The 26315-nt window shown below is 64.6% G+C and carries 22 protein-coding genes and 1 riboswitch; of the genes, 8 read left to right on the top strand and 14 right to left on the bottom strand.

The genetic code is table 11. From position 1 onward, the window contains the following. The first annotated feature begins 3 nt into the window (after positions 1-3). Entirely contained in the window at positions 4-867 is an 864-nt protein-coding gene (gene asd / locus K675_RS0103150) for an archaetidylserine decarboxylase (RefSeq protein WP_017902057.1), read from the top strand. A gap of 198 nt (positions 868-1065) precedes the next feature. Next, positions 1066-2871 (top strand): hypothetical protein, encoded by a 1806-nt coding sequence (locus K675_RS0103145; RefSeq protein ID WP_017902056.1) that lies wholly within the window; start codon positions 1066-1068, stop codon positions 2869-2871. Positions 2872-3050: 179 nt separating this feature from the next. Here K675_RS0103145 and serB read toward each other — a convergent pair whose 3' ends face one another. After that, on the bottom strand, positions 3051-4262 hold the full coding sequence (gene serB / locus K675_RS0103140) for a phosphoserine phosphatase SerB (RefSeq protein ID WP_017902055.1): 1212 nt from the start codon (positions 4260-4262) through the stop codon (positions 3051-3053). A 132-nt stretch (positions 4263-4394) separates the two neighbouring features. On the opposite strand from serB, the gene K675_RS0103135 reads away from it, so the two are divergent. After that, positions 4395-5930 carry an AhpA/YtjB family protein gene (locus K675_RS0103135; RefSeq protein WP_017902054.1) on the top strand — a complete coding sequence of 512 codons (1536 nt, stop codon included), beginning with the start codon at positions 4395-4397 and terminating at the stop codon, positions 5928-5930. A gap of 69 nt (positions 5931-5999) precedes the next feature. On the opposite strand, the gene K675_RS0103130 is transcribed toward K675_RS0103135, so the two are convergent. From K675_RS0103130 to K675_RS0103090, 9 genes are all read right to left on the bottom strand, one after another. After that, positions 6000-6686 carry a PqiC family protein gene (locus tag K675_RS0103130; protein WP_017902053.1) on the bottom strand — a complete coding sequence of 229 codons (687 nt, stop codon included), beginning with the start codon at positions 6684-6686 and terminating at the stop codon, positions 6000-6002. 200 nt (positions 6687-6886) lie between these two features. Beyond that, positions 6887-9145 carry a DNA topoisomerase IV subunit A gene (parC, locus tag K675_RS0103125; RefSeq protein WP_017902052.1) on the bottom strand — a complete coding sequence of 753 codons (2259 nt, stop codon included), beginning with the start codon at positions 9143-9145 and terminating at the stop codon, positions 6887-6889. Between the two features lie 10 nt (positions 9146-9155). Next, entirely contained in the window at positions 9156-9677 is a 522-nt protein-coding gene (locus K675_RS0103120) for a retropepsin-like aspartic protease family protein (RefSeq protein WP_017902051.1), read from the bottom strand. Next, positions 9674-10657, bottom strand: coding sequence for an esterase-like activity of phytase family protein (locus K675_RS0103115; RefSeq protein ID WP_017902050.1), 984 nt, complete (start codon positions 10655-10657; stop codon positions 9674-9676). The genes K675_RS0103120 and K675_RS0103115 overlap by 4 nt, the downstream gene beginning before the upstream one ends. Continuing rightward, entirely contained in the window at positions 10657-12561 is a 1905-nt protein-coding gene (gene parE, locus K675_RS0103110; RefSeq protein WP_017902049.1) for a DNA topoisomerase IV subunit B, read from the bottom strand. The genes K675_RS0103115 and parE overlap by 1 nt, the downstream gene beginning before the upstream one ends. Positions 12562-12600: 39 nt before the next feature. Next, a complete protein-coding gene (locus K675_RS0103105; protein WP_017902048.1) occupies positions 12601-13209 on the bottom strand; it encodes a YqiA/YcfP family alpha/beta fold hydrolase in 609 nt (202 codons plus the stop codon). A gap of 97 nt (positions 13210-13306) precedes the next feature. Continuing rightward, positions 13307-14125: a 3',5'-cyclic-AMP phosphodiesterase gene (cpdA, locus tag K675_RS0103100; protein ID WP_017902047.1), complete on the bottom strand. Its 819-nt coding sequence runs from the start codon at positions 14123-14125 to the stop codon at positions 13307-13309. A 138-nt stretch (positions 14126-14263) separates the two neighbouring features. Further along, the gene (locus tag K675_RS0103095) at positions 14264-14716 is read right to left on the bottom strand and encodes a DUF1249 domain-containing protein (RefSeq protein ID WP_017902046.1); all 453 of its coding nucleotides are present in this window, start codon (positions 14714-14716) and stop codon (positions 14264-14266) included. Further along, a complete protein-coding gene (locus K675_RS0103090) occupies positions 14707-15324 on the bottom strand; it encodes an NUDIX domain-containing protein (RefSeq protein WP_017902045.1) in 618 nt (205 codons plus the stop codon). The genes K675_RS0103095 and K675_RS0103090 overlap by 10 nt, the downstream gene beginning before the upstream one ends. A gap of 209 nt (positions 15325-15533) precedes the next feature. Here K675_RS0103090 and K675_RS0103085 point away from each other — a divergent pair, with 209 nt between their 5' ends. After that, on the top strand, positions 15534-16265 hold the full coding sequence (locus tag K675_RS0103085) for an RsiV family protein (RefSeq protein WP_017902044.1): 732 nt from the start codon (positions 15534-15536) through the stop codon (positions 16263-16265). Here the strand turns inward: K675_RS0103085 and cytX are convergent. Together cytX and thiC are read right to left on the bottom strand one after the other, a co-directional pair. Continuing rightward, entirely contained in the window at positions 16234-17523 is a 1290-nt protein-coding gene (gene cytX / locus K675_RS0103080; protein WP_017902043.1) for a putative hydroxymethylpyrimidine transporter CytX, read from the bottom strand. The two genes, K675_RS0103085 and cytX, sit on opposite strands and share 32 nt — an antisense overlap. 216 nt (positions 17524-17739) lie before the next feature. Continuing rightward, positions 17740-19629, bottom strand: coding sequence for a phosphomethylpyrimidine synthase ThiC (gene thiC / locus K675_RS0103075; RefSeq protein ID WP_017902042.1), 1890 nt, complete (start codon positions 19627-19629; stop codon positions 17740-17742). 147 nt (positions 19630-19776) lie between these two features. Continuing rightward, positions 19777-19881: riboswitch (TPP riboswitch) on the bottom strand. Between the two features lie 187 nt (positions 19882-20068). Between thiC and K675_RS0103070 the strand changes: the two genes are divergently transcribed. After that, entirely contained in the window at positions 20069-21508 is a 1440-nt protein-coding gene (locus K675_RS0103070) for a TolC family outer membrane protein (protein WP_017902041.1), read from the top strand. Between the two features lie 124 nt (positions 21509-21632). On the opposite strand, the gene waaA is transcribed toward K675_RS0103070, so the two are convergent. Together waaA and K675_RS0103060 are read right to left on the bottom strand one after the other, a co-directional pair. After that, on the bottom strand, positions 21633-22910 hold the full coding sequence (waaA, locus tag K675_RS0103065) for a lipid IV(A) 3-deoxy-D-manno-octulosonic acid transferase (RefSeq protein ID WP_026144873.1): 1278 nt from the start codon (positions 22908-22910) through the stop codon (positions 21633-21635). A 22-nt stretch (positions 22911-22932) separates the two neighbouring features. Next, entirely contained in the window at positions 22933-23817 is an 885-nt protein-coding gene (locus tag K675_RS0103060) for a LysR family transcriptional regulator (protein ID WP_026144872.1), read from the bottom strand. Positions 23818-23926: 109 nt separating this feature from the next. Between K675_RS0103060 and K675_RS0103055 the strand changes: the two genes are divergently transcribed. The 3 genes from K675_RS0103055 to K675_RS0103045 all read left to right on the top strand — a co-directional run bounded on the left by K675_RS0103055 (position 23927) and on the right by K675_RS0103045 (position 26313). After that, positions 23927-24259, top strand: coding sequence for a DMT family transporter (locus K675_RS0103055; RefSeq protein WP_017902038.1), 333 nt, complete (start codon positions 23927-23929; stop codon positions 24257-24259). A gap of 69 nt (positions 24260-24328) precedes the next feature. Further along, complete coding sequence (locus tag K675_RS0103050) at positions 24329-25504, top strand: NAD(P)/FAD-dependent oxidoreductase (RefSeq protein WP_017902037.1); 1176 nt, start codon at positions 24329-24331, stop codon at positions 25502-25504. Next, on the top strand, positions 25501-26313 hold the full coding sequence (locus K675_RS0103045; protein ID WP_017902036.1) for an aldo/keto reductase: 813 nt from the start codon (positions 25501-25503) through the stop codon (positions 26311-26313). Before K675_RS0103050 ends, K675_RS0103045 begins: the two co-directional genes overlap by 4 nt. Positions 26314-26315: the final 2 nt, after the last annotated feature.

Here is a 26315-nt window from a genome sequence, read left to right as displayed (position 1 = left end):
TTGATGAAAAAGAGTTTGTTCATCCTCAGCCAGTACCTGCTGCCCCACCACCTGCTGTCGCGCCTGGCCGGCTGCATCGCCGAATGCCGCGTACGCTGGTTCAAGAACGCCTTCACCGCCTGGTTCGCCAAGCGCTACCAGGTCGACATGTCCCAGGCACTGGTTGAAGACCTGACCGCCTACGAACACTTCAACGCCTTTTTCACCCGCGCCCTGAAAGACGGTGCGCGGCCGCTCGACCCGACCCCGGGGGCGATCCTCTGCCCGGCTGACGGCGCCGTCAGCCAGCTCGGCCCGATCGAGCACGGCCGGATATTCCAGGCCAAGGGCCACAGCTTCAGCGCCCTCGAACTGCTGGGGGGCGATGCCGCACTTGCCGCACCGTTCATGGGCGGTGATTTCGCCACGATCTACCTGTCGCCCAAGGACTACCACCGGGTGCACATGCCGCTGGCCGGCACCCTGCGCGAGATGGTCTACGTACCAGGCCGCCTGTTTTCGGTGAACCAGACCACCGCCGAGAACGTACCGGAACTGTTCGCCCGCAACGAACGCGTCGTCTGCCTGTTCGACACCGAGCGCGGGCCAATGGCCGTGGTGCTGGTCGGCGCGATGATCGTCGCCTCGGTCGAAACCGTCTGGGCCGGTCTGGTCACGCCCCCCAAGCGCGAGCTCAAGACGTTCCGCTACGATGAAGCCGCCCGTGCGCCGATCCATCTGGAAAAGGGTGCTGAGCTCGGGCGCTTCAAGCTGGGCTCGACCGCCATCGTACTGTTCGGCCCAGATCAGGTGAAATGGGCCGAAGGCCTGGCGGCCGGCTCGACAGTGGCCATGGGCCAGGGCCTGGGCCTGCCCAAGCACGCCTGATAGGCTGGTGGCCTCGCGACCCGGCACTGCTCGAGTCCACGAGGCCACGCCACGGACAATCGGTCGCAACCTGACCTGATCGGCAACGATGCACCTGTACCGCATTGCTGTTAGAGTCGTGGCATTATATTGCCACCAATTTTTTGTCACCTTGCCGATGGATGATGCACGTTTTCCTTGCTGGAGCTGGCCCGTTAGATGAGCAATCCGAGCCCCCATCTGTTGTTGCGCGCGCCAATACCCACGCAGCCAAGCCTGTCATTCTGCGATGGCACACCGCGTGACCTGAGACGCTGGATCGCCGAACTGCCGAAAGCCAATCTCGGAGAAACCGCGCGCCTGCTGTACCAGGGCCTGGCCGAGCTCAACCAACTGCTCACCCCCAGCGAAAACCGCCTGCAGTTGCTCGAACTGATGCGTCCCGAGGTGTATTACGTCTGCAAACACCTTGAGCGGCACTTCCTCAACCAGTCCGTCGTGCTCGATGAGCGTCCACGCAAGGTCGCCAACCTCTGCCAGGCCTTGCAAAATCATCTGGCCATTGGCTACAAGCAGATCGCGGTGCGCGTCGCGTCCAGGTTCGGCAAGGAGCGCGCCGGGTTGCTGACCATGGCCGTGCAGCGCGCCCTGCACTGCCTCAACGGCCCGCTGGTCCGGGCCAGCCAGTTGTATTGCCCGGTGCCGGAAGGCCTGTGGCTCGAAGTGCACCAGTTGTACCAGGTCGCCATTGCGCATCAGTTGCAGCACAGCCCGGTACGTGACGAACTGGCCAGCCAGACCCAGTCCCTGACCATCGAGCAGACCTACATCGTCGCACTGCTGCTGGGCTGCTCACGTTGCAACCAGATGCGCCAGAACAATATCGCCCGCCTGGCCGAAGTCCTGGAACCCTGGAGCATGCTGGTCAAGCTGCAGGATGCCAGCCTCGCATCGAGCCTGTTCGCCGTTGCCCCGCTGGCAGATGCACCTCCCCGCTACACTTCGTTGTTCACCGCCGGGCAACAGGCCGGCCTGATGGGCATCAATACCCTGGCACTGGTCGAGGCCATGAAGGAATACCTCGACCTGCCCGCCGAACAGCGCAGCCACTCGCGCCTGCTGGTGCCCAGCGGCTTGAGCCCGGACACTCTGCAGCACCTCTGCGCAGCCTGGGGCGAATCAGCCGAGCGAAGCTTCCAGCGTACACCGGGACAGGGCTCCCTGACGCTATGCATCGGCATGAGCGCCCTGCATTTCTACCTGGGCGGGCAACGCTCCTTCAGCGAGATTCTCAAAAGTCCGGCCGCCAACCGCACCGCGCATTTCACTGCACAACTGGCCAACAGCAACCAGAAGGACAGTTGGAGCCTGGCCTTCGATGCCGAACGCTATGGCAGCGCCGACACACTGCTGCCCTACGAGGAAATCCAGTATCACCCGACAGAGGCCGAGGTCAGCCAGGCGGCGGCCAACAGCGCCGAGGACTTCCCGACCTTCAGCCTGCAAATCATCAACCACAGTCCTGGCGGTTATTGCCTGGCCTGGCCACGGGAAGTACCCAGCCAGTTGCAGGCGGGCGAACTGGTGGGCATTCAGGATGCGACGTCCCAGGGCTGGAGCGTCGCGGTCGTGCGCTGGATTCGCCAGGTGCGCAGCGGCGGGACGCAGATGGGTATCGAGCTGATCGCACCGCATGCCCAGCCATGCGGCCTGCAACTGCTGCGCAACAGCGAGGAAAACAGCCAGTACCTGCGCGCCCTGCTGTTGCCGGAGATCAGCGCCATCGGCGTCCCCGCCACCCTGCTGGCACCGCGCCTGCCTTTCCAGGAAGGCCACAAGGTGATGATCAACACCCATGGAGAAGAACGGCGCGCCGGGCTGAATAACCGAAAGGCCAGTACCGGCAGCTTCAACCAGTTCGAGTATCGGCTGTTCGAGCCACCGGCAGCGGCCAGGAACGAAGCCTCGGGAGGCTCTGCAAGCAGCCCCGAGGAAGACTTCGGCTCATTGTGGAAGACGCTATAGGGCGCCAGCCCCGCCAACAAGGTGGACCGCAGAACCGTTGTGGGAGCCGGCTTGCCGCGGGCGGCGTTCCGAGGATCCGCCTCAGGCGGCCATTCACCAGGATGGCTGCCGCCTGTTGAATCGCTATCGCCAGCAAGCCGGCTCCTACAGGCCGCAACCGGCCCCATGAAAGCGGGCGATCAGTTGCGACCGTGACGGTCCTGCTGGCCCAGCAGGTACAGCACCCCATCCAGGCCAAGAGTCGAGATGGCCTGCCTGGCCGATTGCTTGACCAGCGGCTTGGCCCGGAACGCCACACCCAGGCCAGCGATCGCCAGCATCGGCAGGTCGTTGGCACCGTCCCCCACCGCAATGGTCTGCTCCAGGCTCAGGCCTTCCTTGCCGGCCAACTCGCGCAACAGGTCGGCCTTGCGCTGGGCATCGACGATCGGCTCGATCGCGACACCGGTGCACTTGCCGTCGACCACTTCCAGCTCGTTGGCGAAGACGTAGTCGATCCCCAGTCTGGCCTGCAACTGCCGGGCGAAGTAGGTGAAGCCGCCGGACAGGATCGCGGTCTTGTAGCCCAGGCGCTTGAGTTCGGCAAAGAGGACTTCGGCGCCTTCGGTCAGACGCAGCGAGGCGCCGATCGAGTCCAGCACACTGACGTCAAGCCCCTTGAGCAGCGCCAGGCGCTCCTTGAAACTGGCGCGGAAATCCAGCTCGCCGGCCATCGCCCGCTCGGTGATCGCCGACACCTGCTCGCCAACGCCCGCGGCCTTGGCCAATTCGTCGATGACTTCGGCCTCGATCAGCGTGGAGTCCATGTCGAATACCGCCAGGCGCCGGTTACGACGGAACAGTGAATCCTCCTGGAAGGCCACGTCGATACTCAGTTCCTGGGCCAGGCCCAGAAATTCGGCGCGCAACGCCGGCAGGTCGGCTACCGCCCCCTGTACCGAAAACTCGATGCAGGCCTTGCTCAAGTCTGTCGAAACGTCCAGCGGCAGACGCGCCGACAGGCGGTCGATACGTTCGATGTTCAGGCCGTGGCGCGCAGTGATCGCACTGACCCGCTGCACTTGCTCGGCCGTGACCTTGCGGCTCAGCAGGGTGACGATATGCCGATCCCGGCCCTCGCTGTCGACCCAGCGCCGGTAGTCGTCTTCCGAGACCGCCGTGAAGCGCACGTGCTGCTCCAGGCCATCGGCCGTGGCCCGCACCTGCTGCAGCACCGGCGACTGTTCGCCACCGGGTACCTCGACCAGGATGCCGAACGACAGGGTGTCGTGGATAACCGCCTGACCGATGTCGAGAATGTTCACACCACCTTGCGCCAGCACGCCGGTAATGGCCGCGGTGAGACCCGGACGGTCGCCACCGGTGATGTTAATCAGGACGATTTCGCGCAAAGCGCACCCCCGTTCGTTAAAAAAGTCGCATTCTACCCACTTTCAGTGACCATCGGCACCGCCAGCGCTTTGCCGGTCTAGGGCCTCTCGCTATACTGCGCGTCAACTTCACGGACAAAAGAGCCGCGCTCAGTGAACCGGCCCACGCCAGTCAAAACCGATAATTTCTTCCTGCTGATCTTCCGGGCATTGCGTCACCGCCGGGTACCGATTGCACTGCGTATTGCCAGCCACAACGTGATTCTCGTCGCGCTGGCGCTGGTCATCTACGCCTGCGTGATGGGGCTGCAGTTCAAGGAAGCCATGCACCAGCAGGCCGATGCCCTTGGCCAGAGCCTGACCACCCAGACCGCCACCTCGGCGACAGAGCTGCTGGTGTCCAACGACATCCTCAGCCTCAACGTGCTGCTCAACAACCTGACGAAGAACCCGCTGGTGGCCCATGCGGCGATCTACAGCGTGGACAATCGGATCCTCGCCGAAGCCGGTCAACGCCCGAAAAGCGGCCTGCTGGGCGAAACCGAGGGCGTCTACCAGACCAAGATCACCTTCCAGGACGTGACCGCCGGCAACCTGCGGATCAGCCTGGACATGGCCCAGTTCCAGCAGCCGATGACCATCAGCCTGCAGAGCATGGGCATTCTCAGCGCCATCCTGCTGGCCCTGGCCCTGGCATTGAGCCTGCGCCTGGGCCGGCATATCTCGACGCCGCTGCTGCAATTGCGGGTCTGGTTGCGGGACATGGACGAACATACCCCGGCCACCCGGCGTCAGGACGAGATCGGCGACCTCGCCCGCCAGTTGCATTCGCGCTTTGCCCCGGCGAAACCGGAGCCCGAGCCGGAAATCGACTACGACGATCACGACGACGAAGAACCAGTGCCCACCGGACCAGGCTTCCAGGTTCGCAACCTGCGTGATCCGAGCTTCGACAACGGCACAACCGCGCCAGCCAGGCCGACACCACGCCCCGTGCCACGTCATGTGGACGACGAGCTGGAACTGGACGACGAGGAAGATCCGTTCGCCGACCTGCGCGACAGCCCGCAGGGCTCGGCCGCTGCCGTGGCGAAGCCGGTGGCGGCGGCACACCCCCAGCACAGTGCGGTGCTGGCCGTGCAACTGGGTGCCCAGGACCAGTTGCGGCGCCTGCCAAGAGCCCGCCTGACCGAACTGCTGGAGCGCTATCGCGACTGTCTGGACCAGGCCGCCTCGCTCTACCAGAGCGAACTGCACACCCTCAACGATGGCAGCACGCTGATGCTGTTCCATACCGAGGACAGCGGCGACGACTACCTGACCAATGCCATCTGCTGCGGTGAACTGCTCAGGGCGCTGGGCCATCAGTTACAGATCGAAGTCGCCGACAGCGGCATCACCCTGCAACTGCAACTGGGCCTGACCCTTGGCGAAGAACTGTTCGGCGTCAGTCAGATCGACCTGCTGCTGACCGAAACCGCCCAGGACGCCCTGGCCCTGTCGCAACACAGCCGCAACCTGCTGCTGGTGGAGCGCCAGATCAGCGACGATCCGCTGATTCGCCAGCGCGCCCGCATCCGTCCGATCGCCAGCCCCGAGGGCGCCTGCTGCGTCGAACGGCTGATGGAGCCCTATCCATCGATGCTGGAACGCCAACTGGCACGGATGCACGAAAGCGGTAGCAGGTAGGTCCGCTTCGGCAAAACCAGCGACAACAAAAAGCCCGCAACGAGTGCGGGCTTTTTGTTGTCGATTGCCTCAGAAGCGGAACACTTCCATATCCGTACGGATGGGTGTGGCCATAGGGATCTTCGGCTTTTGCGGTTCGGCCGGTTTGGTCGGCGCTGGCGCTGAAGGCTTGTTGCGCACTTCGGCGACCGGCGGCTGGTTGGCCAGCGGCTTGAGCGCCACGCTCAACTGCTCGGCCAGACGTTGCAGGAGCTCGCCCTGGGCCTGGACCTGCGCCGCCGAAGTACCGGCATGCTGCTGCTCCAGATGCACGATACGGTTGTCCCGTACCTGGCCACGCCGATCCAGCAGGCGCCATTGGGCATCGAGGACCGCCGGCTGCTTGGTGCCGGAGTCCAGGCGGGTGATCGACAGCAATACCTGCACGTCCGGCGTCGCACCCGCCGTCGCCGGCGACAGCACCACCCGCTGGCTATCGAGCCGCCAGGCCAGTTGCCGGACCAGCAACTGGTTGATATCCGAAGACAGACTGCCCGCCCAGCGACCATCGGTCGCCGCCGTCAGGCTGCCATCCGGCTGGCGTTGCAGCAGGGTTTCGCGTTGCAGGTAATCGGCCAGGGTGACAGGACCCAGTACCACGAACATGCCCGCGCTTTGTTGAGGTTGGCCCGGCGTGCCACTGTCCAGCTGATATAAGGAAACCGGCTTGTTAACGCTGCAACCGGCCAAACCGAGCACGCCGGTGAGCAGCAACATTAAAGGAAGGCGCAGAACAGTCATCATCCCATCCAGGTGGCCGCCGCAAGGCATGCCACAGTCTGATCCAGAAAATTCGTCCGGGCGCACCGCGACGCGGCCGCCCAAGAGGCGCATATCATCCGTGAATATGCGCCGTTACTCCAGTGTTGCGGCGTCTATCCTGCGCTAAAAATACAGGACAGGCACACTGTACCGGACTAATTGCCAGTCTCTACCAACAACGCGTCGACGCGCTGGAAGCCACGCGGCAACTTGTTGCCCCGACGTCCGCGCTCGCCCTTGTAATGCTCCAGGTCGTCGGCCTTGAGCGACAAGGTGCGTTTACCGGCCTGCAGCACCAGCGTCGCGCCTTCCGGCAGCACGGCCAGATCGCTGACGTACTCTTCGCGGCTGGCCACCCGCTCACCGGGGACACCGATGATCTTGTTGCCCTTGCCCTTGCCCAACTGTGGCAAGTCGCTGATCTTGAAGATCAGCAGGCGACCTTCAGTGGTCACCGCCGCCAGCCAGTTCTGCTCGCGATCGCTCACCGGCCGCGGCGCCATCACCTTCGAACCATTGGGCAGACTCAACAATGTCTTGCCCGCCTTGTTCTTGGCCTGCAGGTCCTCGCCCTTGACCACGAACCCATAACCCGCATCGGACGCGATCACATACAACGCTTCGTCCTCCGGCAGCAGAACGCACTCGAAGCTGGCGCCCGGCGGCGGCGTCAGACGACCGGTCAGCGGCTCACCCTGGCCACGCGCCGATGGCAGCGTATGGGCTGCCACCGAATAGCTGCGGCCGGTGGAGTCGATGAACACCGCAAACTGGTTGGAACGTCCGGCCGCTGCGGTCTTGAAGCCATCGCCGGCCTTGTAGGACAAACCGGTGGCGTCAATATCATGACCTTTTGCACAGCGAACCCAACCTTTTTCCGACAGAACGACCGTCACCGGCTCAGTGGGCATCAGTTCGTTTTCCGATAGAGCCTTGGCTTCGGCCCGGGCAACGATCGGTGAACGGCGGTCATCGCCATAGGTCTTGGCATCGGCGAGCAGCTCGCTGCGCACCAGTTTCTTCAGCTTCGCTTCGCTGGCGAGCAGCGCCAGCAGCTTGGCCTGTTCCTTGAGCAGTTCGTCCTGCTCACCGCGCAACTTCATCTCTTCCAGCCGCGCCAACTGGCGCAGACGGGTGTCGAGGATGTAGTCGGCCTGGATCTCGCTGAGGGCGAAACGCTCGATCAGCTTGGCGCGTGGATGATCCTCGGTGCGGATGATATGGATCACTTCATCCAGGTTGAGGTAGGCGATCAGCAAGCCGTCCAAAAGGTGCAGGCGCTTCTCGACCTTGTCCAGGCGGAACTTCAGGCGGCGACGGACGGTATTGACCCGGAACTCCAGCCACTCCACCAACAGCGAACGCAGATTCTTGAGCTGCGGCTTGCCGTCCAGGCCGATGATGTTGATGTTGACCCGGTAGCTGGACTCCAGGTCCGTGGTGGCGAACAGGTGCTGCATCAGCTCTTCGGGATCGACCCGGTTCGAGCGCGGGATGATCACGATACGACATGGATGTTCATGGTCGGACTCGTCGCGCAGGTCGGCGACCATCGGCAGCTTCTTGGCCTGCATCTGCGCGGCAATCTGCTCCAGCACCTTGGCCCCGGAGACCTGATGCGGCAGGGCGTGCACCACGATATCGCCATCCTCGACGCGGTAGACCGCGCGCATGCGCACCGAGCCGCGCCCGGTTTCGTAGATTTTCAGCAGATCGGCCTGGGGCGTGATGATTTCCGCTTCGGTCGGATAGTCCGGGCCCGGGACGAACTTGCACAGCTCCTCGACCGTGGCCTTGGGCTCATCGAGCAGGTGCACGCAGGCATTGGCGACTTCCCGCAGGTTGTGCGGCGGGACATCGGTGGCCATGCCCACGGCGATACCGGTGGTGCCATTGAGCAGGATATTCGGCAAACGCGCCGGCAACACCGCGGGTTCCTCGAGGGTACCGTCGAAGTTCGGCACCCAGTCCGCGGTGCCCTGGCCCAGTTCGCTGAGCAGCACTTCGGAGTAACGCGACAGCCGCGACTCGGTGTAGCGCATGGCGGCGAAGGATTTCGGATCATCCGGCGCCCCCCAGTTGCCCTGGCCGTCCACCAGCGTGTAGCGGTAGCTGAACGGCTGCGCCATCAGCACCATCGCCTCGTAGCAGGCCGAATCGCCGTGGGGGTGGAACTTACCGAGCACGTCACCGACGGTCCTGGCGGACTTCTTGTGCTTGGCGTCGGCGTCCAGCCCCAACTCACTCATGGCGTAAACGATCCGCCGTTGCACCGGCTTGAGACCGTCGCCGATATGCGGCAGTGCACGGTCCATGATCACGTACATGGAGTAGTTGAGGTAGGCCTGTTCGGTGAAGTCAGCCAGTGACCGGCGTTCCACGCCATCCAGGCTGAGATCAAGGGATTCGCTCATGCGGGCCTCATCAGTTCGTAGTCTGGCGCAGCAGCAAGGTGCCGCCACGCTGGGTGAATTCAAGTTTCTTCAAAGCGCTCATGCCCAACAATACCTGCTCGCCATCCAGGCCCGGCGCCACCAGGGCGCGCACATCCCGCAGGATGATATCGCCCAGCTGCACGCGGTCGAGCCGGGTCCGGTAGCCTTCGGCACGCCCGTTGGCCGTGCTGACAGTGACCGACGGGCCCCGCTCCAGGCCCAGCCGCTCGGCCACTTCGAGCGGAATCGCCACATCGGTGGCCCCGGTATCGAGCATGAACTGCACCGGCGCGCCGTTGATCCGGCCGTTGGCGACAAAATGCCCCTGGCTGTTGCCAGCCAGCTGGACTTCCACGTAACCCTCGCCCTGTTGCGAGGTGACGACGCTGTTGGGGTTTTCCTGACGCTCCTCCCATTGCCCGAAAAAGCGCGTGGCAAGAAACAGCCCGGCGCACCAGGCCATGATCATCAGCACGCGACCGGCACGCTGGCCGGGCGGCGGCTGGCTCACGGCCGGGCACTCCAGCCGCCTTCCGGCGCGGCGAAGCGCCAGACGATCGGCCGGGCCTCGCCGTCGGCACGGGCCCCGTCGTTATTGTCCAGGCCGATCCAGGCCCCGTCGGCATCCACCACCAGCGCCTCGGCGAGGCCGTAGTTCTGTGGATAACGCCGCGGCTCGGTCAGCGCTTCGGCGGCGAACGACCAGCACCGCTCGAGCGCGCCGGTCTGCGCATCACGGCGACAGATCCGATAGGCGTTGCGCTCCAGGGTGAACAGCTTGCCGTCGAACAGCGACAGATCGGCAAAGTCCCGCGTCACGGCCTTGGCATTCGGGAACTGCGGCGGCTGCATCTCGCTGCCGTCCTCGCTCATCAGCACGCAGCTTCCCTCGCAGTCCCATTGCGCCGATTGCCGCTTGAGCAGCAACAGGCCACGTCGCTCGCGCTCGGCCGCCAGCCACAGCCGGTCGCCCGCCGGGCTGACCGCCAGGCCCTCGAACACGGCATTGAAGTGCAGGAGCATGCCGTTGTCCCTGGCCTCGCTCACCAGTTCCGGGGTGATCGCCAGCCACTGTGGCGCGCCGCTTGGCGGCACCTTCAGCACCGCCGCGTGGGCTTCGCTGACGATATAGCGGTTGCCCGCGTCATCACAGCTCACCCCTTCGAAGTCCAGCTCGCCACCGCGAATGAACGAAGCGGCCCAGACCTTCAGGCGCAGCCCCCAGGACAGGCCACCGTCGGGTACCGAAGGCACCTCGAGGTGCATGCCCTCGGCCTTCCAGACCCGGCTCGAGGTGTCCAACCGATAGAGCAGGTCGTCGTCACGGTCCGAGATCGTCCACAACTCACTGCCGCACAGCGCCAACCCGGACAGATTTCCGCCGCGCATACCCTCGACCGGATGCTCGGACAACAGCCTGAGCTCCGGTACCGAATCGGCGAATGCCGGCCATGCGACCAGCAGCAACAGCGCCGCAAGGGCTCTGCGCATCAGACCAGCACCTCCGCCAGGTCGCCCTTGGACTCCAGCCAGGTCTTGCGATCGCCGGCGCGTTTCTTCGCCAGCAGCATGTCCATGATTTCCGCAGTCGCGGCGAAATCGTCCAGGGTCAACTGCACCAGGCGCCGCGTGTTGGGGTCCATGGTGGTTTCACGCAGTTGCGGCGGGTTCATCTCGCCAAGGCCCTTGAATCGGGTGACCTGCGGCTTGCCACGCTTCTTCTCGGCCACCAGGCGGTCGAGAATGCCGTCACGCTCGGCTTCGTCCAGCGCGTAGAAGATCTCCTTGCCGAGGTCGATGCGGTACAGCGGCGGCATCGCCACGTAGACGTGGCCGGCATCCACCAGCGGGCGGAAATGCTGGACGAACAATGCGCAGAGCAGGGTCGCGATATGCAGGCCGTCGGAGTCGGCGTCGGCGAGGATGCAGATCTTGCCGTAGCGCAGCTGGCTCATGTCCGCCGCGCCCGGGTCGACGCCGATGGCCACGGCGATGTTGTGCACTTCCTGGCTGGCGAGTACTTCGCCGCCATCGACTTCCCAGGTGTTGAGGATCTTCCCGCGCAGCGGCAGGATCGCCTGGAACTCCTTGTCCCGCGCCTGCTTGGCCGAACCGCCGGCGGAATCACCCTCGACCAGGAACAGTTCGGAACGCAGCGGGTCCTGCCCGACGCAGTCGGCCAGCTTGCCCGGCAGCGCCGGCCCCTGGGTGATGCGCTTGCGCTCGACCTTCTTGCTCGCCTTCAGGCGACGTCCGGCGTTGCTGATCGCCAGCTCGGCCAACTGCATGCCCAGTTCGGGGTTGGCGTTGAGCCACAGGCTGAAGGCGTCCTTGACCACGCCGGAAACGAACGCGGCGGCCTCGCGGGACGACAGGCGCTCCTTGGTCTGCCCGGAGAACTGCGGCTCCTGCATCTTCATCGACAGGACGAAGGCGATCCGCTCCCAGACGTCCTCTGGGGCCAGCTTGACGCCGCGTGGCAGCAGGCTGCGGAACTCGCAGAACTCGCGCATGGCATCGAGCAGGCCCTGGCGCAGGCCGTTGACATGGGTACCGCCCTGGGCGGTCGGGATCAGGTTGACGTAGCTCTCCTGGATGCTGTCGCCGCCCTCGGGCAACCACAGCAGGGCCCAGTCGACCGCCTCCTTGTTGCCGGCCAGGCTGCCGCAGAACGGCTCGTTCGGCAGGCGCTCGAATTCGCTGACCGAGTCCACCAGGTAGGAGCGCAGGCCATCTTCGTAATGCCACTCGACCTTCTCGCCGGTGCCCTTGTCCTCGAAGCTGACCAGCAGCCCCGGGCACAGCACCGCCTTGGCCTTGAGCACATGCTTGAGGCGGCTGACGGAAAACTTCGGCGAATCGAAGTACTTGGGGTCCGGCGAGAAGTACACGCTGGTCCCGGTATTGCGCTTGCCAACGCTACCGACCACTTCCAGCTCGGTGGCCTTGAAGCCGTCGGCGAAGGTCATCTGATACTCGTTGCCGTCGCGCTTGACCTTGACCCGGACCTGGGTCGACAAGGCGTTGACCACGGAGATCCCCACGCCGTGCAGGCCGCCGGAGAACTGGTAGTTCTTGTTGGAGAACTTGCCGCCGGCGTGCAGCTTGGTGAGGATCAGTTCGACGCCGGACACCCCCTCTTCCGGGTGGATGTCCACCGGCATGCCGCGACCGTCGTCGCAGACTTCCAGGGAATGGTCGGCATGCAGGATGACCTGCACCGACTTCGCGTGCCCGGCCAGGGCTTCGTCGACACTGTTGTCGATGACTTCCTGGGCGAGGTGGTTCGGCCGACTGGTGTCGGTGTACATGCCCGGACGCTTACGCACCGGGTCGAGGCCCGAGAGGACTTCGATGGCGTCTGCGTTATAGGAGCTAGCGCTGGGAGTGGCCATGGGGTCTCTTCATCAGTCGTCTATGAATGGGGGTCATTCTCAAAGTGCGGAGAAATCGATCGCTTGGTACTTATCGGCACCGATGCCGGCAAAACTGAGCAACGCCGGCAATTGTCGGGCAAAGCCCTGGAAACCATGGTCGCCGCCGGCCTGGATCCGCAAGGCGCACGCCCGGTAATAGTGTTGCGCGGCGCGATAATCAAGGGTTTCGTCGGCCGTTTGCAACCATACCTGAAACCGTTGCGGATCCTGGGGCGGCGGCACTTCCAGCGCAGCCAGGGCCGTCACGTGGTCAAGAGTCAGCTCCCAGGTTTCGCCACTGTAGAGGTTCTGCTGCGGGCCGAGAAAGCCGTCGAACAGCCGGTGCGGACTGACCGCCGGGTTGACCAGCAGGGCGTTCAGGCCATGGCGCTCGGCCAGGTGAGTCGCATAGTAGCCGCCGAGCGAGCTGCCGACCAGCAGCGGACGTCCCAGCTCGGCGATCGCCGCCTCGAGCTGGACCATCGCCTGGCGCGGATGATGGTGCAGAGCCGGGACTCGCAGTTGCCCACTCAAGCCCAGGCTCGCCATCACCGCCATCAGTTGCGTGGCCTTCTTCGACTCGGGCGAGCTGTTGAAACCGTGGATATACAGGATCGAACCGGACATGTCATCGCTCTCCAGGCGCCAGGCAAAGACGCGCAGTTTAGCCTGAGTCCGGGGCCATGACTCGCCCTGAGATAATTCCTACCGATATTGGGGAAGTTCAGTAACCCGTGCCGCTATGGTCGACAGTGAACTCGAAGCCCTGGATCCGCGATATGCCGGTTTCCAGTTGACCATCCGGATGCAGGCGCAGCCAGCGGTAGCCGGGGGCCTTGTCGTCGAGCTTGAAATCCTCGCTGCCCGGCGCGAACTGGATACAGGTCGAAGGCGACGCCAGCAGGCGCAGCCCCTGGTGTTCGCGGTCGAATTCCTGGTGGATATGCCCCCAGAGCAAGGCCCGTGCCTGGGGAAAGCGCTCCAGCACGGCGAACAGGGACCGCGGATTGCGCAAGCCGATCGGCTCCATCCAGGGGCACTGAATCGATACCGGGTGGTGATGGAGGCAGATCAGGTGATGGCGCTCCGGCGCCCCACTCAGTGAACGCTCCAGCAGTTGCAACTGATCATCCTGCAGGAACCCCGGCACCGAACCGGGTACCGCGGAATCCAGCAGGGTCACGCGCCAGTTGCCGATATCCACCACCGGTTCCAGCAGGTCGCTGCCAGCGGCGGCCGCAGCCATTTCGCGCAGTTCGTCGTGGTTGCCGGGAAACCAGCGGGCCGGCGCCGGAATACGCCCGCTCATCCGGCGAAAGCACTGGTAGGACTCCAACGTACCGTCCTGGGACAGATCGCCGCTGGCCAGCAACAGGTCGATACGCGGCTGCTCGGCCAGGACACAATCGATCACCCGCTGCAGGCTGTCGCGGGTATTCATGCCCAGTAGAGTGCCGTCCGTCTCGGCAAACAGGTGGCTGTCGGACAGCTGGACCAACAGCACCGGATCCGTGGTGGTCGATTGAGTGACTACGCTCGACAAGGCGCTCTCCCGGGAATTGCTGGCTGGACAGGTTCTAACCGATTCGTTCAAAACCGCGTTGCGCGCAATTATGGTCAGGGAACCTGCAAAGAGGAAATGGCTGAAAACGGGCACAGTTCACATTTAGCCGGATACAACCTAGCGGACCGCCTCGAATTCATGACCGCAAGCCAGGCAGTGGCTCAACCACTCGCCGAGGAAGATGTTGAGCTGGGCCTTCTCGTCCGGCTGGTGCATCGCCGCGTTCGGGTACGGGTAGATGCTGCGAAAGCGCCGCGCATGCTCGGCGCTGATCACCTCGGCCATGCGCGCATCGTGGTAGACCTGCACCTGCAACTGGGGCACCGGCAACCACGGCAGGCTGTGTTCCTGGCGGACCAGCAGGGTGGTGGTGTAGGGGCAGTCCTGCAACACCTCCAGGGCCAGCACCCCGAGCATCTGGTCGCCCTGGGTCACGGCAATCCGGCGGGCGCGCTGCTGGTCGCGCATCTCGGGCAGCAGGCGCATGAGGCGGGCATAGTTCGCCTCGCAAGCGGCCTGCAGCCCGACCAGATCGACCCGATAACGCTCGCGCAGCAGACTTACGACCATAAGCCCCTCACTTCGGCACGATTCAACGCCAGCCATTGCAGGGCGATGATCGACGCCGCATTGATGATCCGCCCGTCGCGTACCGCCTGCAGGGCGTCATCGAAGGACCAGACCGTGGCCCGGATGTCCTCGCTTTCCTCCACCAGCCCGTAGAGGCCGCCGGCACCTTCGGTCTGGCAGCGCCCCAGGTACAGATGAACGAACTCGTTGCTGCCGCCAGGCGACGGGAAGTAGCGGGTGATCGGCCACAGCGCCTGCAGTCGCAGATCCGCTTCCTCCTGTGCCTCGCGATGGGCCACCTCCTCCGGCTGCTCGTCCTTGTCGATCAGGCCGGCCACCAGCTCGACCATCCACGGGTTGTCGGTCTTGCCCATGGCCCCGACCCGGAACTGCTCCAGCAATACCACTTCGTCGCGCCGGGCATCGTAGGGCAGGACACACACCGCATCATGGCGCACGAACACCTCGCGATTGATCTCCTTGCCCATGCCACCGGCGAACAGTTCATGACGCAGGTGCAGGCGATCGAGCCGGTAGAAGCCCTTGAAGCAGTTCTCCCGGCGAATGATCTCGACGTTCGTCGGACTGGACTTGCTGATGTCGGTCATGTTGATCCTCTTGGCTGTTGCGGCGAGGCTCCCCCTCGACTTCGCGCCATCCTAACGCGCCGACACCCGCTGATGCAGCCACTTTCCCATCGTCGGGATGGACGGCTGCCATCGAAACCTACTCTAATTAGCGTAGTGGCGAACCGAGTTCGCCGCTGACAGTCAAAGCACGCTCTCCCTGACCTATCTTTCGCTGACGAAGGACGTACATGTCGTTTCTAAAAATCGCCTCGCTGACCTGCATCGCCCTGACCCTGGGTGCCTGCCAGAGTCTGCTCCAACCCGCCACGCAGAAACCGCTGGAGTTCAAGCGCGACGCGTGGGAACAGGTCAAGCCGGGCTGCAACGACCCGGACTGCCCGCTGGTGAACATCGATACGGTGCACTTCCCGGGCGAACCGCAACTGGACAGCCTGGCAGAGCGCCGGCTGCTGCAGATGACCCACGTCACGCCGCTGCCGACCTCGCTCAAGGCCTACCAGGACCAGTTCCTCGCCACCGCCGCCAGTCGCCAGGGCAGCTACCTGCAAGCCAAGGTACTCGAACAGCATGACGGACTGGTGATCATCGAACTGGTCAGCTACCTGGACAACGGTACCCCCCAGGGCACGCCGGAGCGCGGCTTCATCAACTGGTCACGTGAGGAACACAAAGCCCTGACCCTCCAGGACATGCTGCTGCCGGGCCAGGAAGAAGCCTTCTGGAAACGGGTCAAGGTCGCCCACAACAGTTGGCAGATCGGCAACCGCGCCGATCAGGACTTCGTTCGCACATGGCCGTTCCAGACCACCCCGAACGTCGCCCTGACCAGCGACGGCGTGCTGCTCAAGTACAACGTGAAGACCATCGCCCCCTACGCCATGGGCCTGATCGACCTGAAAGTCGACTACTCAAGCCTCAACGGCATCCTCAAGCCCGAGCGGTTTCCCGCCCGCCGGTGAAGACCTTGCCCAGCAGCAGTTGCAGCAACCCTGCCAGCAGCAGCGAAGGCAGGGTCGCGCCGAGCTCCGGATGGAAGTTGGCCAGCAGGTGATAGGTGGCAACACCGCCCAGCCAGGCCAACACTGCCGACCAGCGCAGGATTGACTGCTCGCTCCGGACACCACGCCGACGCAGGATGAAGTGGTCGGCCAGCACCACGCCGAACAGCGGCGCGAACACCGAACCGATCAGCAGCAGGAAGTTCTGGTATTGCGCCAAGGGTGCGAAGCAGGCGATCAAGGTGCAGATCACGCCGATGCCCAGGGCCAGTTGCTCGACTTTCAGCGGCAACAGGATGCCACTGGAAACCGCTGCCGAATGGATGTCGGCGAAAGCATTCTCCGACTCGTCGAGCAGGATCAGCAGCAACGGTATGCCCAGCCCCGCACCCGCCAGGGCCAGCAGCAGGGCATTGACCTCGCCACTCGGCGCGAAGGCCAGGGTGTAGACCACGCCAAGGCTCATCAGCCACAGATTGCCGATGAAAAAGCCCAGTGCGGTACCACCGAACACGCCCTGTGCGCGCTTGCCGAAGCGGGAGTAGTCGGCGATCAGCGGCAGCCAGGACAGCGGCATGGCGATCGCGATATCGAAGCCCACGGCGAACGTCATCGAACCATCTCCAGCCTGGGCCCACAGCGCAGCCAGGTCAGCCTTGGCGAACAGGTTCCAGGTCAGCCACAGGCATGCCGCCAGCAGCAGCCAGATGCCCCACTTGCGCAGGATCCTGCGCACGAAGGTCAACGGGCCGCTGACCGCCAGCAGGGTCGCCAGCGCCCCGAACAGCAGGGTCCAGAGCAGCGGATTGGCCAATGCACTGCCCTCGCCGAACGCCCGGCCGCCGAGCAGGCTGGCGGCATCACGCATGACGATGATTTCGAAGGCGCCCCAGCCCACCAGTTGCAGCAGGTTGAGGACCGCCGGAAGGCTCGCCCCATAGCGGCCGAGACTCAACTTCAGCGCGGCCATGGCGGCCAGGCCGGTGTCGCTGCCAATGACGCCGACAGCGGCCAGCAGCAGCACGCCAACCGCCGTGCCAAGGAGGATCGCCAGCAGCGAGCCGGACAGCCCCAGGCCCGGAGCCAACAGGGCGCCGGTCTGCAGCACCATCAGGCCGACACCGAGGGAGAACCACAGGGAAAACAGATCGCGCGCGCCGAACACGCGCTTGTCGAGCGGCACGGCGAGGTCGGGAGAATAGGCGCTGGGAGTATGCACGGTTGTCCTCTCAGGAAAAGCAGAAATATAAGCGGACCCGTGGCGAGCGGGCTTGTCGGGACGCCGCACCGCCGCGCTCGACTGCGAAGCAGTCGTAAAAACGGGCAACCCGGTGTATCTGATACACCGGGTTGCCTGGTTTCAGGGGCGTTTCACGCCCCAGCGCGGCGGTGCGGCGATCCGACAAGCCCGCTCGCCACAGGAGTCCGAACCGGGTCAGACCTTCTGGTACAACTGGCTGCCCTCGCGCTTGAAGCGTTCGGCCTGCTCCGCCATGCCCTGCACCGCCTCCGCGTCGACCGCCTCGATCCGCTGGTTGGCCGCGTAGTCGCGAACCTCCTGGGTGATCTTCATCGAGCAGAACTTCGGTCCGCACATGGAGCAGAAATGCGCGACCTTGGCCGAGTCCTTGGGCAGCGTCTCGTCATGGAACGCCCGCGCGGTGTCAGGATCCAGGCCGAGGTTGAACTGGTCTTCCCAGCGGAACTCGAAACGCGCCTTGCTCAGCGCGTTGTCGCGGATCTGCGCGCCCGGATGGCCCTTGGCAAGGTCGGCGGCGTGGGCGGCGATCTTGTAGGTGATGATCCCGGTCTTCACGTCATCCTTGTTCGGCAGCCCCAGGTGCTCCTTGGGCGTGACGTAGCAGAGCATGGCGCAACCGAACCAGCCGATCATCGCCGCCCCGATACCGGAGGTGATGTGGTCGTAGCCGGGTGCGATGTCGGTGGTCAGCGGGCCGAGGGTGTAGAACGGCGCCTCGTCGCAGCACTCCAGTTGCTTGTCCATGTTCTCCTTGATCAACTGCATCGGCACGTGGCCCGGACCTTCGATCATGCACTGCACGTCATGCTTCCAGGCGATCCTGGTCAGCTCGCCCAGGGTCTCCAGCTCACCGAACTGCGCTTCGTCGTTGGCGTCGGCGATCGAGCCCGGGCGCAGGCCATCGCCCAGCGAGAAGCTGACGTCGTAGGCCTTCATGATTTCGCAGATTTCCTCGAAGTGGGTATAGAGGAAGTTTTCCTTGTGGTGCGCCAGGCACCACTTGGCCATGATCGAGCCGCCGCGAGAGACGATCCCGGTGACCCGCTTGGCGGTCAGCGGCACATAGCGCAGCAGCACGCCGGCATGGATGGTGAAGTAGTCGACGCCCTGCTCGGCCTGTTCGATCAGGGTGTCGCGAAACAGCTCCCAGGTCAGGTCCTCGGCCACGCCGTTGACCTTTTCCAGGGCCTGGTAGATCGGTACGGTACCGATCGGCACCGGCGAGTTGCGGATGATCCACTCGCGGGTTTCATGGATGTGCCTGCCGGTGGACAGGTCCATGACCGTATCCGAACCCCAGCGGATGCCCCAGGTCAGCTTGGCGACTTCTTCCTCGATGGAAGAACCCAGGGCACTGTTGCCGATGTTGCCGTTGATCTTCACCAGGAAGTTGCGGCCGATGATCATCGGCTCCAGTTCCACGTGGTTGATGTTCGCCGGGATGATCGCGCGGCCGCGGGCGATTTCCTCGCGAACGAATTCCGGCGTGATCTCTTTCGGAATGCTCGCGCCGAAGCTGTGGCCGGCGTGCTGCTGGTCGAGCAGGCCGGCGGCGCGGGCCTCCTGCAGCTTGAGATTCTCGCGGATGGCGACGTATTCCATCTCGGCGGTGATGATGCCCTGGCGGGCATAGTGCATCTGGGTGACGTTGGCCCCGGCCTTGGCCCGGCGCGGGTTGTTGACGTGGGCGAAGCGCAGCTTGGTCAGCTCCGGATCGGCCAGGCGCTGCTGGCCGAAGTTCGAGCTCAGGCCGGCCAGGCGCTCGGTGTCGCCACGGCTGTCGATCCATGGTGAACGGACATCGGCCAGGCCCTTGCGCACATCGATGGTCACGTTCGGGTCGGTATAGGGACCGGAGGTATCGTAGACCAGCACCGGCGCGTTGATCTCGCCGCCGAAGTCGGTCGGGGTCACGTCGAGACTGATTTCGCGCATCGGCACGCGGATATCCGGGCGCGAACCCTGGACGTAGATTTTTTGCGAGCGGGGGAAAGGCTGAACCGACTGCTCGTCGACCTTGGCCGAATCGCTGAGGTTCGCGGCGTCTTTTAATCTTGTACTCATCACGGGCTCTCCAGACTGCATCCAGGTGGATTGTCGGGACGAACCTGAAGTGCACGGACGCACCATGACTGGCGCTGTGCCTTGCCCGGACGAACGTTGTTCGATTGTCGAACAACACCCCGGACGAAGCACAAGAGGACTCGCCGGGAGACGAGCAATCTTGTTCCCTACGCAGGCGCTAACCTGATCAGGTTCAACGGGATCCGGATTATCCGATCTCAGCCTCCTAGCAAGGCACCCCGACAAGAACCCGACGAGTGTAGACCAGGACGGGGACAGGACGCCACCACCCTCGTATCCGTCTGGATAAATGGCCGATATGCAGGATTGTTGCGAACCCCGGCGACAACTACACTCGCCTACGGCTTGACGCTGCGCACCGTGCACATTAGCCTCGGCCCCGAATTATCACCGTAATATTCACTCCAAGGATCGCCTCATGCTGCGCAAACTATCACTGGCCCTGGCCGTGTCTTGTGCGACCAACGGACTGGTCTGGGCAGCTGAAGCGCCCTTGTCGACCAAGACCGACCTGGTCAGCGTCTACCAGGAAGCCCTGGACAACAACGCCGACCTGGCCGCCGCCCGCGCCGATTACGACGCACGCAAGGAAGTCGTGCCCCAGGCCCGTGCCGGACTGCTGCCGAACCTGTCGGCCGGCGCCAGCAGCAACAACGTTCATACCTCCATCGACCGGCCCTCGGTCACCACGACCCGTAGTGCCAACGTCTACCAGGCGACCCTGAGCCAACCGCTCTTCCGCGCCGACCGCTGGTTCCAGTTCCAGGCGGCCAAGGACGTCAACGAACAGGCCGCGCTGCAACTCTCGGCCACCGAACAGAACCTGATCCTGCAGAGCGCCGAACGCTACTTCGCGGTATTGCGCGCCCAGGATACGCTGGCCTCGACCAAGGCCGAGGAAGCGGCGTTCAAGCGCCAGCTGGACCAGTCCAACGAGCGCTTCGACGTCGGCCTGTCGGACAAGACCGACGTCCTGCAATCCCAGGCCAGCTACGACACCTCGCGGGCCAACCGCATCGTCGCCCAGCGCCAGGTCGAGGATGCGTTCGAAGCGCTGATCACCCTGACCAACCGCCAGTACAACTCGATCCAGGGCATCGTCCACACCCTGCCGGTGCTGGCGCCAACGCCGAATGACGCCAAGGCCTGGGTCGATACCGCCGCCAGGCAGAACCTCAACCTGCTGGCGAGCAACTACGCGGTCAGCGCCGCCGAGGAAACCCTCAAGCAGCGCAAGGCCGGCCACGCCCCGACCCTCGATGCCGTCGCCCAGTACCAGGCCGGCGACAACGACGGCTTCGGCCTGACCAACCCCAATACCCTGGGCCAGAACTATGGCGGGCCGGTGAAGCAGACCACCGTTGGCCTGCAGTTGAACATCCCGCTGTACAGCGGCGGACTGACCAGCTCGCAGGTACGCGAATCCTATTCGCGCCTGAGCCAGACCGAACAGCAACGTGAGGCCCTGCGTCGGCAGGTGGTGGAAAACACCCGCAACCTGCATCGGGCGGTGAACACCGATGTGGAACAGGTACAGGCGCGCAAGCAGTCGATCATCTCCAACCAGAGTGCACTGGAGGCGACCGAGATAGGCTACCAGGTGGGCACGCGCAATATCGTCGACGTGCTCGATGCCCAGCGCCAGCTGTACACCTCGGTGCGCGACTACAACAACACCCGCTACGACTATATCCTCGACAACCTGCGCTTGAAGCAGGCCGCGGGCACCTTGAGCCCGGACGACCTGAGCGCCCTGTCGCGCTACCTGAAGGCCGACTACAACCCGGACAAGGACTTCCTGCCACCGGACCTGGCGAAGGCCGCGTCGGCCAGCCTCAAGACGCCGTCGGAGCGCTAGCCCCCGATCGTTCCCACGGTCCCCGTGGGAATGCCTCCCAGGACGCTCCGCGTCCGCCCCTTTGACGCGGAGCGTCACCGGCTGCATTCCCACGCGGAGCGTGGGAACGATCAAGCAACAGGGCTCAGCGTGCCAGCAGACGCCCCAGCCCATCCAGCAGACGCTGCAAGGCGCCCTGGTTGGCCTGCATCACCTTCAGTCCCGCCTCGCCCATCCGGCGGGCATCCTGGGGCAGTTCGAACAGGCTGCGCACCGCCACCGCCAGCCCCTCGGCATCATCGACTTCCTGCAACGCGCCCGCCTCGCGCATCAACGCGGCGATCTCGAGGAAGTTGAACAGGTGCGGCCCACTCAGGACCGGTTTGCACAGGGCAGCCGGCTCCAGCAGGTTGTGCCCGCCATTGGGCACCAGGCTGCCGCCGACGAAGGCACTGTCGGCCAGGGCGTAGAGAAACAGCAATTCACCCATGGTGTCGCCGAGCAAAACCGAATCCGTCGCGCCGACCGGCTGCCCGGTCGAACGCCGGACCGTCGGGAAACCCTGCTGGCGGCAGAGTTCGAAAACACCGTTGAAACGCTCCGGATGACGCGGCACCAGAATCAGCAGCGCATCCGGGTAGTTGCCCAGCAGTTGCCGATGCGCCGCCAGAACCACTTCGTCCTCGCCCTCGTGGGTACTCGCGGCAATCCACACCGGACGCTGCCGGGCCTGCCACTGCTCACGCAACTCGGTCGCACGTACCTGTAGTTGCGGGTCGATGGTCAGGTCGAACTTGATCGAACCGGTGACCTGGACCGACTCGGCCCGGGCGCCCAACTGCCGGAAACGCCCGGCCTCGGCCTCGGTCTGCACCGCGATCAGGCTCATTTCCTCGAGCATGGGCCGGGTCAGCCGGGCAAACCGCGCATAGCCCCTGGCCGAGCGTGCCGACAGCCGAGCATTGGCCAGCGCCACCGGGATCGCGCGGCGGGCGCACTGGTGGATGTGGTTGGGCCACAGTTCGGTTTCCATGATCACCGCCAGCCGGGGGCGCACCGTATCGAGGAAGCGTGCCGCCGCCCAGGGCAGGTCATAGGGTAGATAGCAATGCTGGATGCGCGGTTCATTGGCGAACAACGCCTGGATTCGCTCCGAGCCGGTGGGCGTCATGCAGGTCACGGTGATCGGCAGCTCGGGATACTGCGCCAGCAACGCCCGGATCATCGGCGCGGCGGCAATGCTCTCGCCCACCGACACCGCATGCACCCAGATCCCGCCCGGACGCATCGGCGGCAAGCCGCGGGCGAAACGTTCAGCGATCCGTCGGGCATAGGCCGGCGCCTTGCGCGACCGCAGCCATAGACGCACCGCCACCAGCGGCAACCCCAGATGAAACAGCAAGGTGTAGAGAGTTCTATTCATGGCCGCGGAGTTTACTGTGTTTTCAGCCAATCGCCTGCAAGTGTTCGGCAAAACGCTCGGCCAGCCAGCGTCCTGCCGGCCCCAGGGGCTCGTCGCGGCGCCAGACCAGTTCGACCACCAGCGCCGGCGGCGTCCACTCGCTGACCAACTCGACCATCTGCCCCTGGTACGTCGGATACTGCACCACGTGACGCGGCAGCCAGGCCCAGCCGAGGCCCCGGATCAACCACTCGGCCATCACGTAGAAGCTGTCGGCCCGCCAGACCCGCGGGCTCGCCGCCTCGCTGCCCGGGTAGACACTCGACTGCGTCGACATCAGCAACTGCCGATGCTGCGCCAGTTGCTGGCAATTCACCCGCGCCAACGCCGCCATCGGATGGCCGACACCACATACCGTGACCATCTCGATCCTGCCCAGCACCCGCCGCTCCAGGGCCTCGGGAATCTGGTCGTGGTAGAACAGCAGCCCCAGGTCGGCACGCCGCTCCACCAGCTTGCGCGCCACATCACCCTGGGCCGCGCTGGTCAATTGCACCTCGAGGTTGGGAAAGCGGTTGGCCAGCGCCTCCAGGCTGTCGACCACCGACTGGTAGGGCATCGCCTCATCCTGGGCCAGACGCAGGCAGGCTTCCTGCCCCCGCATCAGCGACATGGCCCGGCCATTGAGACGCTCGCACTGGCGCAGCACCTCGCGCGCCTCCTCCAGCAAAGACTCCCCTGCCGCCGTCAACCTCGGCTGGCGGCCGCTGCTGCGCTCGAACAGCAACACACCAAGATCATCTTCGAGCAGGGCAATCGCCGAGCTGACCGCCGATTGCGCCTTGCGCTGCTGACGGGCCACCGCGGAAAAAGAACGCTGCTCGGCGACATCCACGAACAGCCGCATCTGCTCCAGATTCCATTGCATTGGGCGATCAACCTATCTCTCATACAGATAGGTAATGACTTTACCCCATCTGGCTGACGACTAAAATGCCAACCCGTCAACAGGTCCAAAAGACAGGGGAGATCACTTCATGAATGCCTACTACTACCTCGCCATCGCCATTTGCGCCGAAGTCATCGCCACTGTCTCCATGAAAGCGGTCAAGGGCCTGAGCACCCCGCTGCCCCTGGCCCTGATCATCGCCGGTTATGCCACCGCCTTCTGGATGCTCACACTGGTGGTGCGCACGGTGCCAGTCGGCGTGGCCTACGCGGTCTGGGCCGGCATGGGCATCGTGATGGTCAGCGTTGCCGCGCTGTTCCTCTACGGGCAGAAACTGGATCTGCCAGCCATGCTCGGCATGGCGCTGATCGTTCTCGGTGTGGTGGTGATCCAGCTGTTCTCGAAAACCGCCGGGCATTGATGGCAGGCCATCGACGCCTTCCCCGAACCTGTATACTGCGGCCTTAGTCAGAACAACCGAGGTCGCTGCATGCCATCCGCTATATCCACCGATGTCCTGATTGTCGGCGCCGGCGTTGCCGGCCTCTGGCTGAATGCGCGCCTGCGCCGCCAGGGCTTTTCGACGGTGCTGGTGGAAAGCGCCAGCCTCGGCGGCGGCCAGAGCGTGAAGTCCCAGGGCATCATCCATGGCGGCGCCAAGTACGCGCTGCACGGTGCCCTGACCGGCGCCTCGGAAGCCATCGCCGACATGCCGCGCCGCTGGCGCGAGGCCCTGGCCGGCAACGGCGAACTCGACCTCTCCGGCGTGCGCCTGCTATCGGACGCCCACTACCTCTGGTCGCCGGGTACCCTGGCCGGAAACCTCACCAGCTTCTTCGCCAGCAAGGCCGTGCGTGGCCGGGTCGACCAGGTCAAGGGTGACCAACTGCCGCCCGCCCTGCAGAACCCACGTTTCAAGGGCAAGGTCTATCGCCTGGCCGAACTGGTGGTCGACGTCCCCAGCCTGATTGCACGCCTGGCCGAACTGGCGGGCGACGGCTTGCTCGCCGGGCGGAAGATCGAGCCGCTGCGCGACAACGACCAACTGGTCGGCCTGCGCGTCGATGACCGCGAGATCCGCGCCCAGCGCATCGTGCTGAGTGCCGGCGCCGGCAATGCCGAACTGCTGAGCGCGCTGGGCCTGAGCCAACCGGCGATGCAGACACGTCCGTTGCACATGGTGCTGGTCAAGGGCCCGAGCCTCAAACCACTGTATGCCCACTGCCTGGGCGGCGGCCCCAAGCCACGGATCACCGTCACCACCCACCCGGCGGCCGATGGCCAATGGGTCTGGTACCTCGGCGGCGACATCGCCGAGGCCGAAGGCGTCGCACGCGACAGCACCGAGCAGATTGCCGCCGCACGCAAGGAACTGGAGAACCTGCTGCCCTGGATCGACCAGAGCCAGAGCCGCTGGGCCACCCTGCGGGTCGATCGCGCCGAGCCACAGCAAACAGGCCTGACCCGTCCGGACAATGCCTTTCTCGCCGACGACGGGCACCTGCTGGTCGGCTGGCCGACCAAGCTGGCGCTGGCGCCAGACTTCGCCGACCGGGTCATCGCCAGCCTGCAGCGCGATGGCATCCAGCCCAGCCATGCGCCGGCATTGCCCGAGCTGCCTCGCCCCGCCATGACACAAACCGCCTGGGAACAACTGCTGCCATGAGCCTGCCCACCCTGCACGAACTGCACCGCCCCCTGGGCAGCACCGGCCTGAACGTCTCTCCGCTGGGCCTGGGCACCGTCAAGCTGGGCCGCGACCAGGGCGTCAAGTACCCCAGTGGTTTCCAGATTCCCGATGACGACGAGGCCCGCCAGTTGCTCAAGCTGACCCGCGACCTGGGGATCAACCTGATCGACACCGCACCGGCCTATGGCCGCAGCGAAGAGCGCCTCGGCCCGCTGCTGCGCGGGCAACGTCATGAGTGGGTGATCGTCAGCAAGGTCGGCGAGGAATTCGAGGCCGGCCAGTCGCGCCACGACTTCAGCGCCGGGCACACCCGTCTTTCCGTGGAACGTAGCCTGCAGCGCCTGGAGACCGACTTCATCGACCTGGTGCTGGTGCACTCCGACGGCAACGACCTGGCGATCCTCGAAGGGAGCGATGTCTACCAGACCCTCTCCGAGCTCAAGCGCGAAGGCAAGATCCGCGCGTTCGGCTTTTCCGGAAAGACCGTCGAGGGTGGCCTCAGAGCTCTGGAACAGGGTGACTGCGCCATGATCACCTACAATCTGAACGAACAGGCCGAACGACCGGTCATTGACTATGCCGCTGCCCATGGCAAGGCGATTCTGGTAAAAAAGGCCCTGGCCAGCGGTCATGCCTGCCTGAGCCCGGGTATCGATCCGGTAAGGGCCAGCTTTGAGCTGCTGTTCGAGCACCCCGGCGTCGCCAGTGCTATCGTCGGTACCATCAATCCGCTGCACCTCGCCCATAACGTGGCAACCGTAGCCCGGGTCATTCGCCAGAACTGATG

The organism is Pseudomonas fuscovaginae SE-1 (genome assembly GCF_000364705.1).
GTDB classification, from domain to species: Bacteria; Pseudomonadota; Gammaproteobacteria; order Pseudomonadales; family Pseudomonadaceae; genus Aquipseudomonas; species Aquipseudomonas fuscovaginae_A.
Note: the sequence above shows the minus strand (reverse complement) of the source record. Positions and strands in the feature narration are given on the sequence as shown.

What these genes read in the sequence shown, in the direction of transcription:
- K675_RS0103085 (WP_017902044.1), top strand. Translation starts at nt 15,534, where the DNA reads ATGTCGTTTCTAAAAATCGCCTCGCTGACCTGCATCGCCCTGACCCTG.
- K675_RS0103055 (WP_017902038.1), top strand. Translation starts at nt 23,927, where the DNA reads ATGAATGCCTACTACTACCTCGCCATCGCCATTTGCGCCGAAGTCATC.
- K675_RS0103130 (WP_017902053.1), bottom strand. Translation starts at nt 6,686, where the DNA reads ATGTTGCTGCTCACCGGCGTGCTCGGTTTGGCCGGTTGCAGCGTTAAC.
- thiC (WP_017902042.1), bottom strand. Translation starts at nt 19,629, where the DNA reads ATGAGTACAAGATTAAAAGACGCCGCGAACCTCAGCGATTCGGCCAAG.
- asd (WP_017902057.1), top strand. Translation starts at nt 4, where the DNA reads ATGAAAAAGAGTTTGTTCATCCTCAGCCAGTACCTGCTGCCCCACCAC.
- K675_RS0103050 (WP_017902037.1), top strand. Translation starts at nt 24,329, where the DNA reads ATGCCATCCGCTATATCCACCGATGTCCTGATTGTCGGCGCCGGCGTT.
- K675_RS0103070 (WP_017902041.1), top strand. Translation starts at nt 20,069, where the DNA reads ATGCTGCGCAAACTATCACTGGCCCTGGCCGTGTCTTGTGCGACCAAC.
- parE (WP_017902049.1), bottom strand. Translation starts at nt 12,561, where the DNA reads ATGGCCACTCCCAGCGCTAGCTCCTATAACGCAGACGCCATCGAAGTC.
- K675_RS0103045 (WP_017902036.1), top strand. Translation starts at nt 25,501, where the DNA reads ATGAGCCTGCCCACCCTGCACGAACTGCACCGCCCCCTGGGCAGCACC.
- K675_RS0103105 (WP_017902048.1), bottom strand. Translation starts at nt 13,209, where the DNA reads ATGTCCGGTTCGATCCTGTATATCCACGGTTTCAACAGCTCGCCCGAG.
- K675_RS0103090 (WP_017902045.1), bottom strand. Translation starts at nt 15,324, where the DNA reads ATGACCGACATCAGCAAGTCCAGTCCGACGAACGTCGAGATCATTCGC.
- K675_RS0103060 (WP_026144872.1), bottom strand. Translation starts at nt 23,817, where the DNA reads ATGCAATGGAATCTGGAGCAGATGCGGCTGTTCGTGGATGTCGCCGAG.
- parC (WP_017902052.1), bottom strand. Translation starts at nt 9,145, where the DNA reads ATGAGCGAATCCCTTGATCTCAGCCTGGATGGCGTGGAACGCCGGTCA.
- K675_RS0103095 (WP_017902046.1), bottom strand. Translation starts at nt 14,716, where the DNA reads ATGGTCGTAAGTCTGCTGCGCGAGCGTTATCGGGTCGATCTGGTCGGG.
- waaA (WP_026144873.1), bottom strand. Translation starts at nt 22,910, where the DNA reads ATGAATAGAACTCTCTACACCTTGCTGTTTCATCTGGGGTTGCCGCTG.
- K675_RS0103145 (WP_017902056.1), top strand. Translation starts at nt 1,066, where the DNA reads ATGAGCAATCCGAGCCCCCATCTGTTGTTGCGCGCGCCAATACCCACG.
- K675_RS0103115 (WP_017902050.1), bottom strand. Translation starts at nt 10,657, where the DNA reads ATGCGCAGAGCCCTTGCGGCGCTGTTGCTGCTGGTCGCATGGCCGGCA.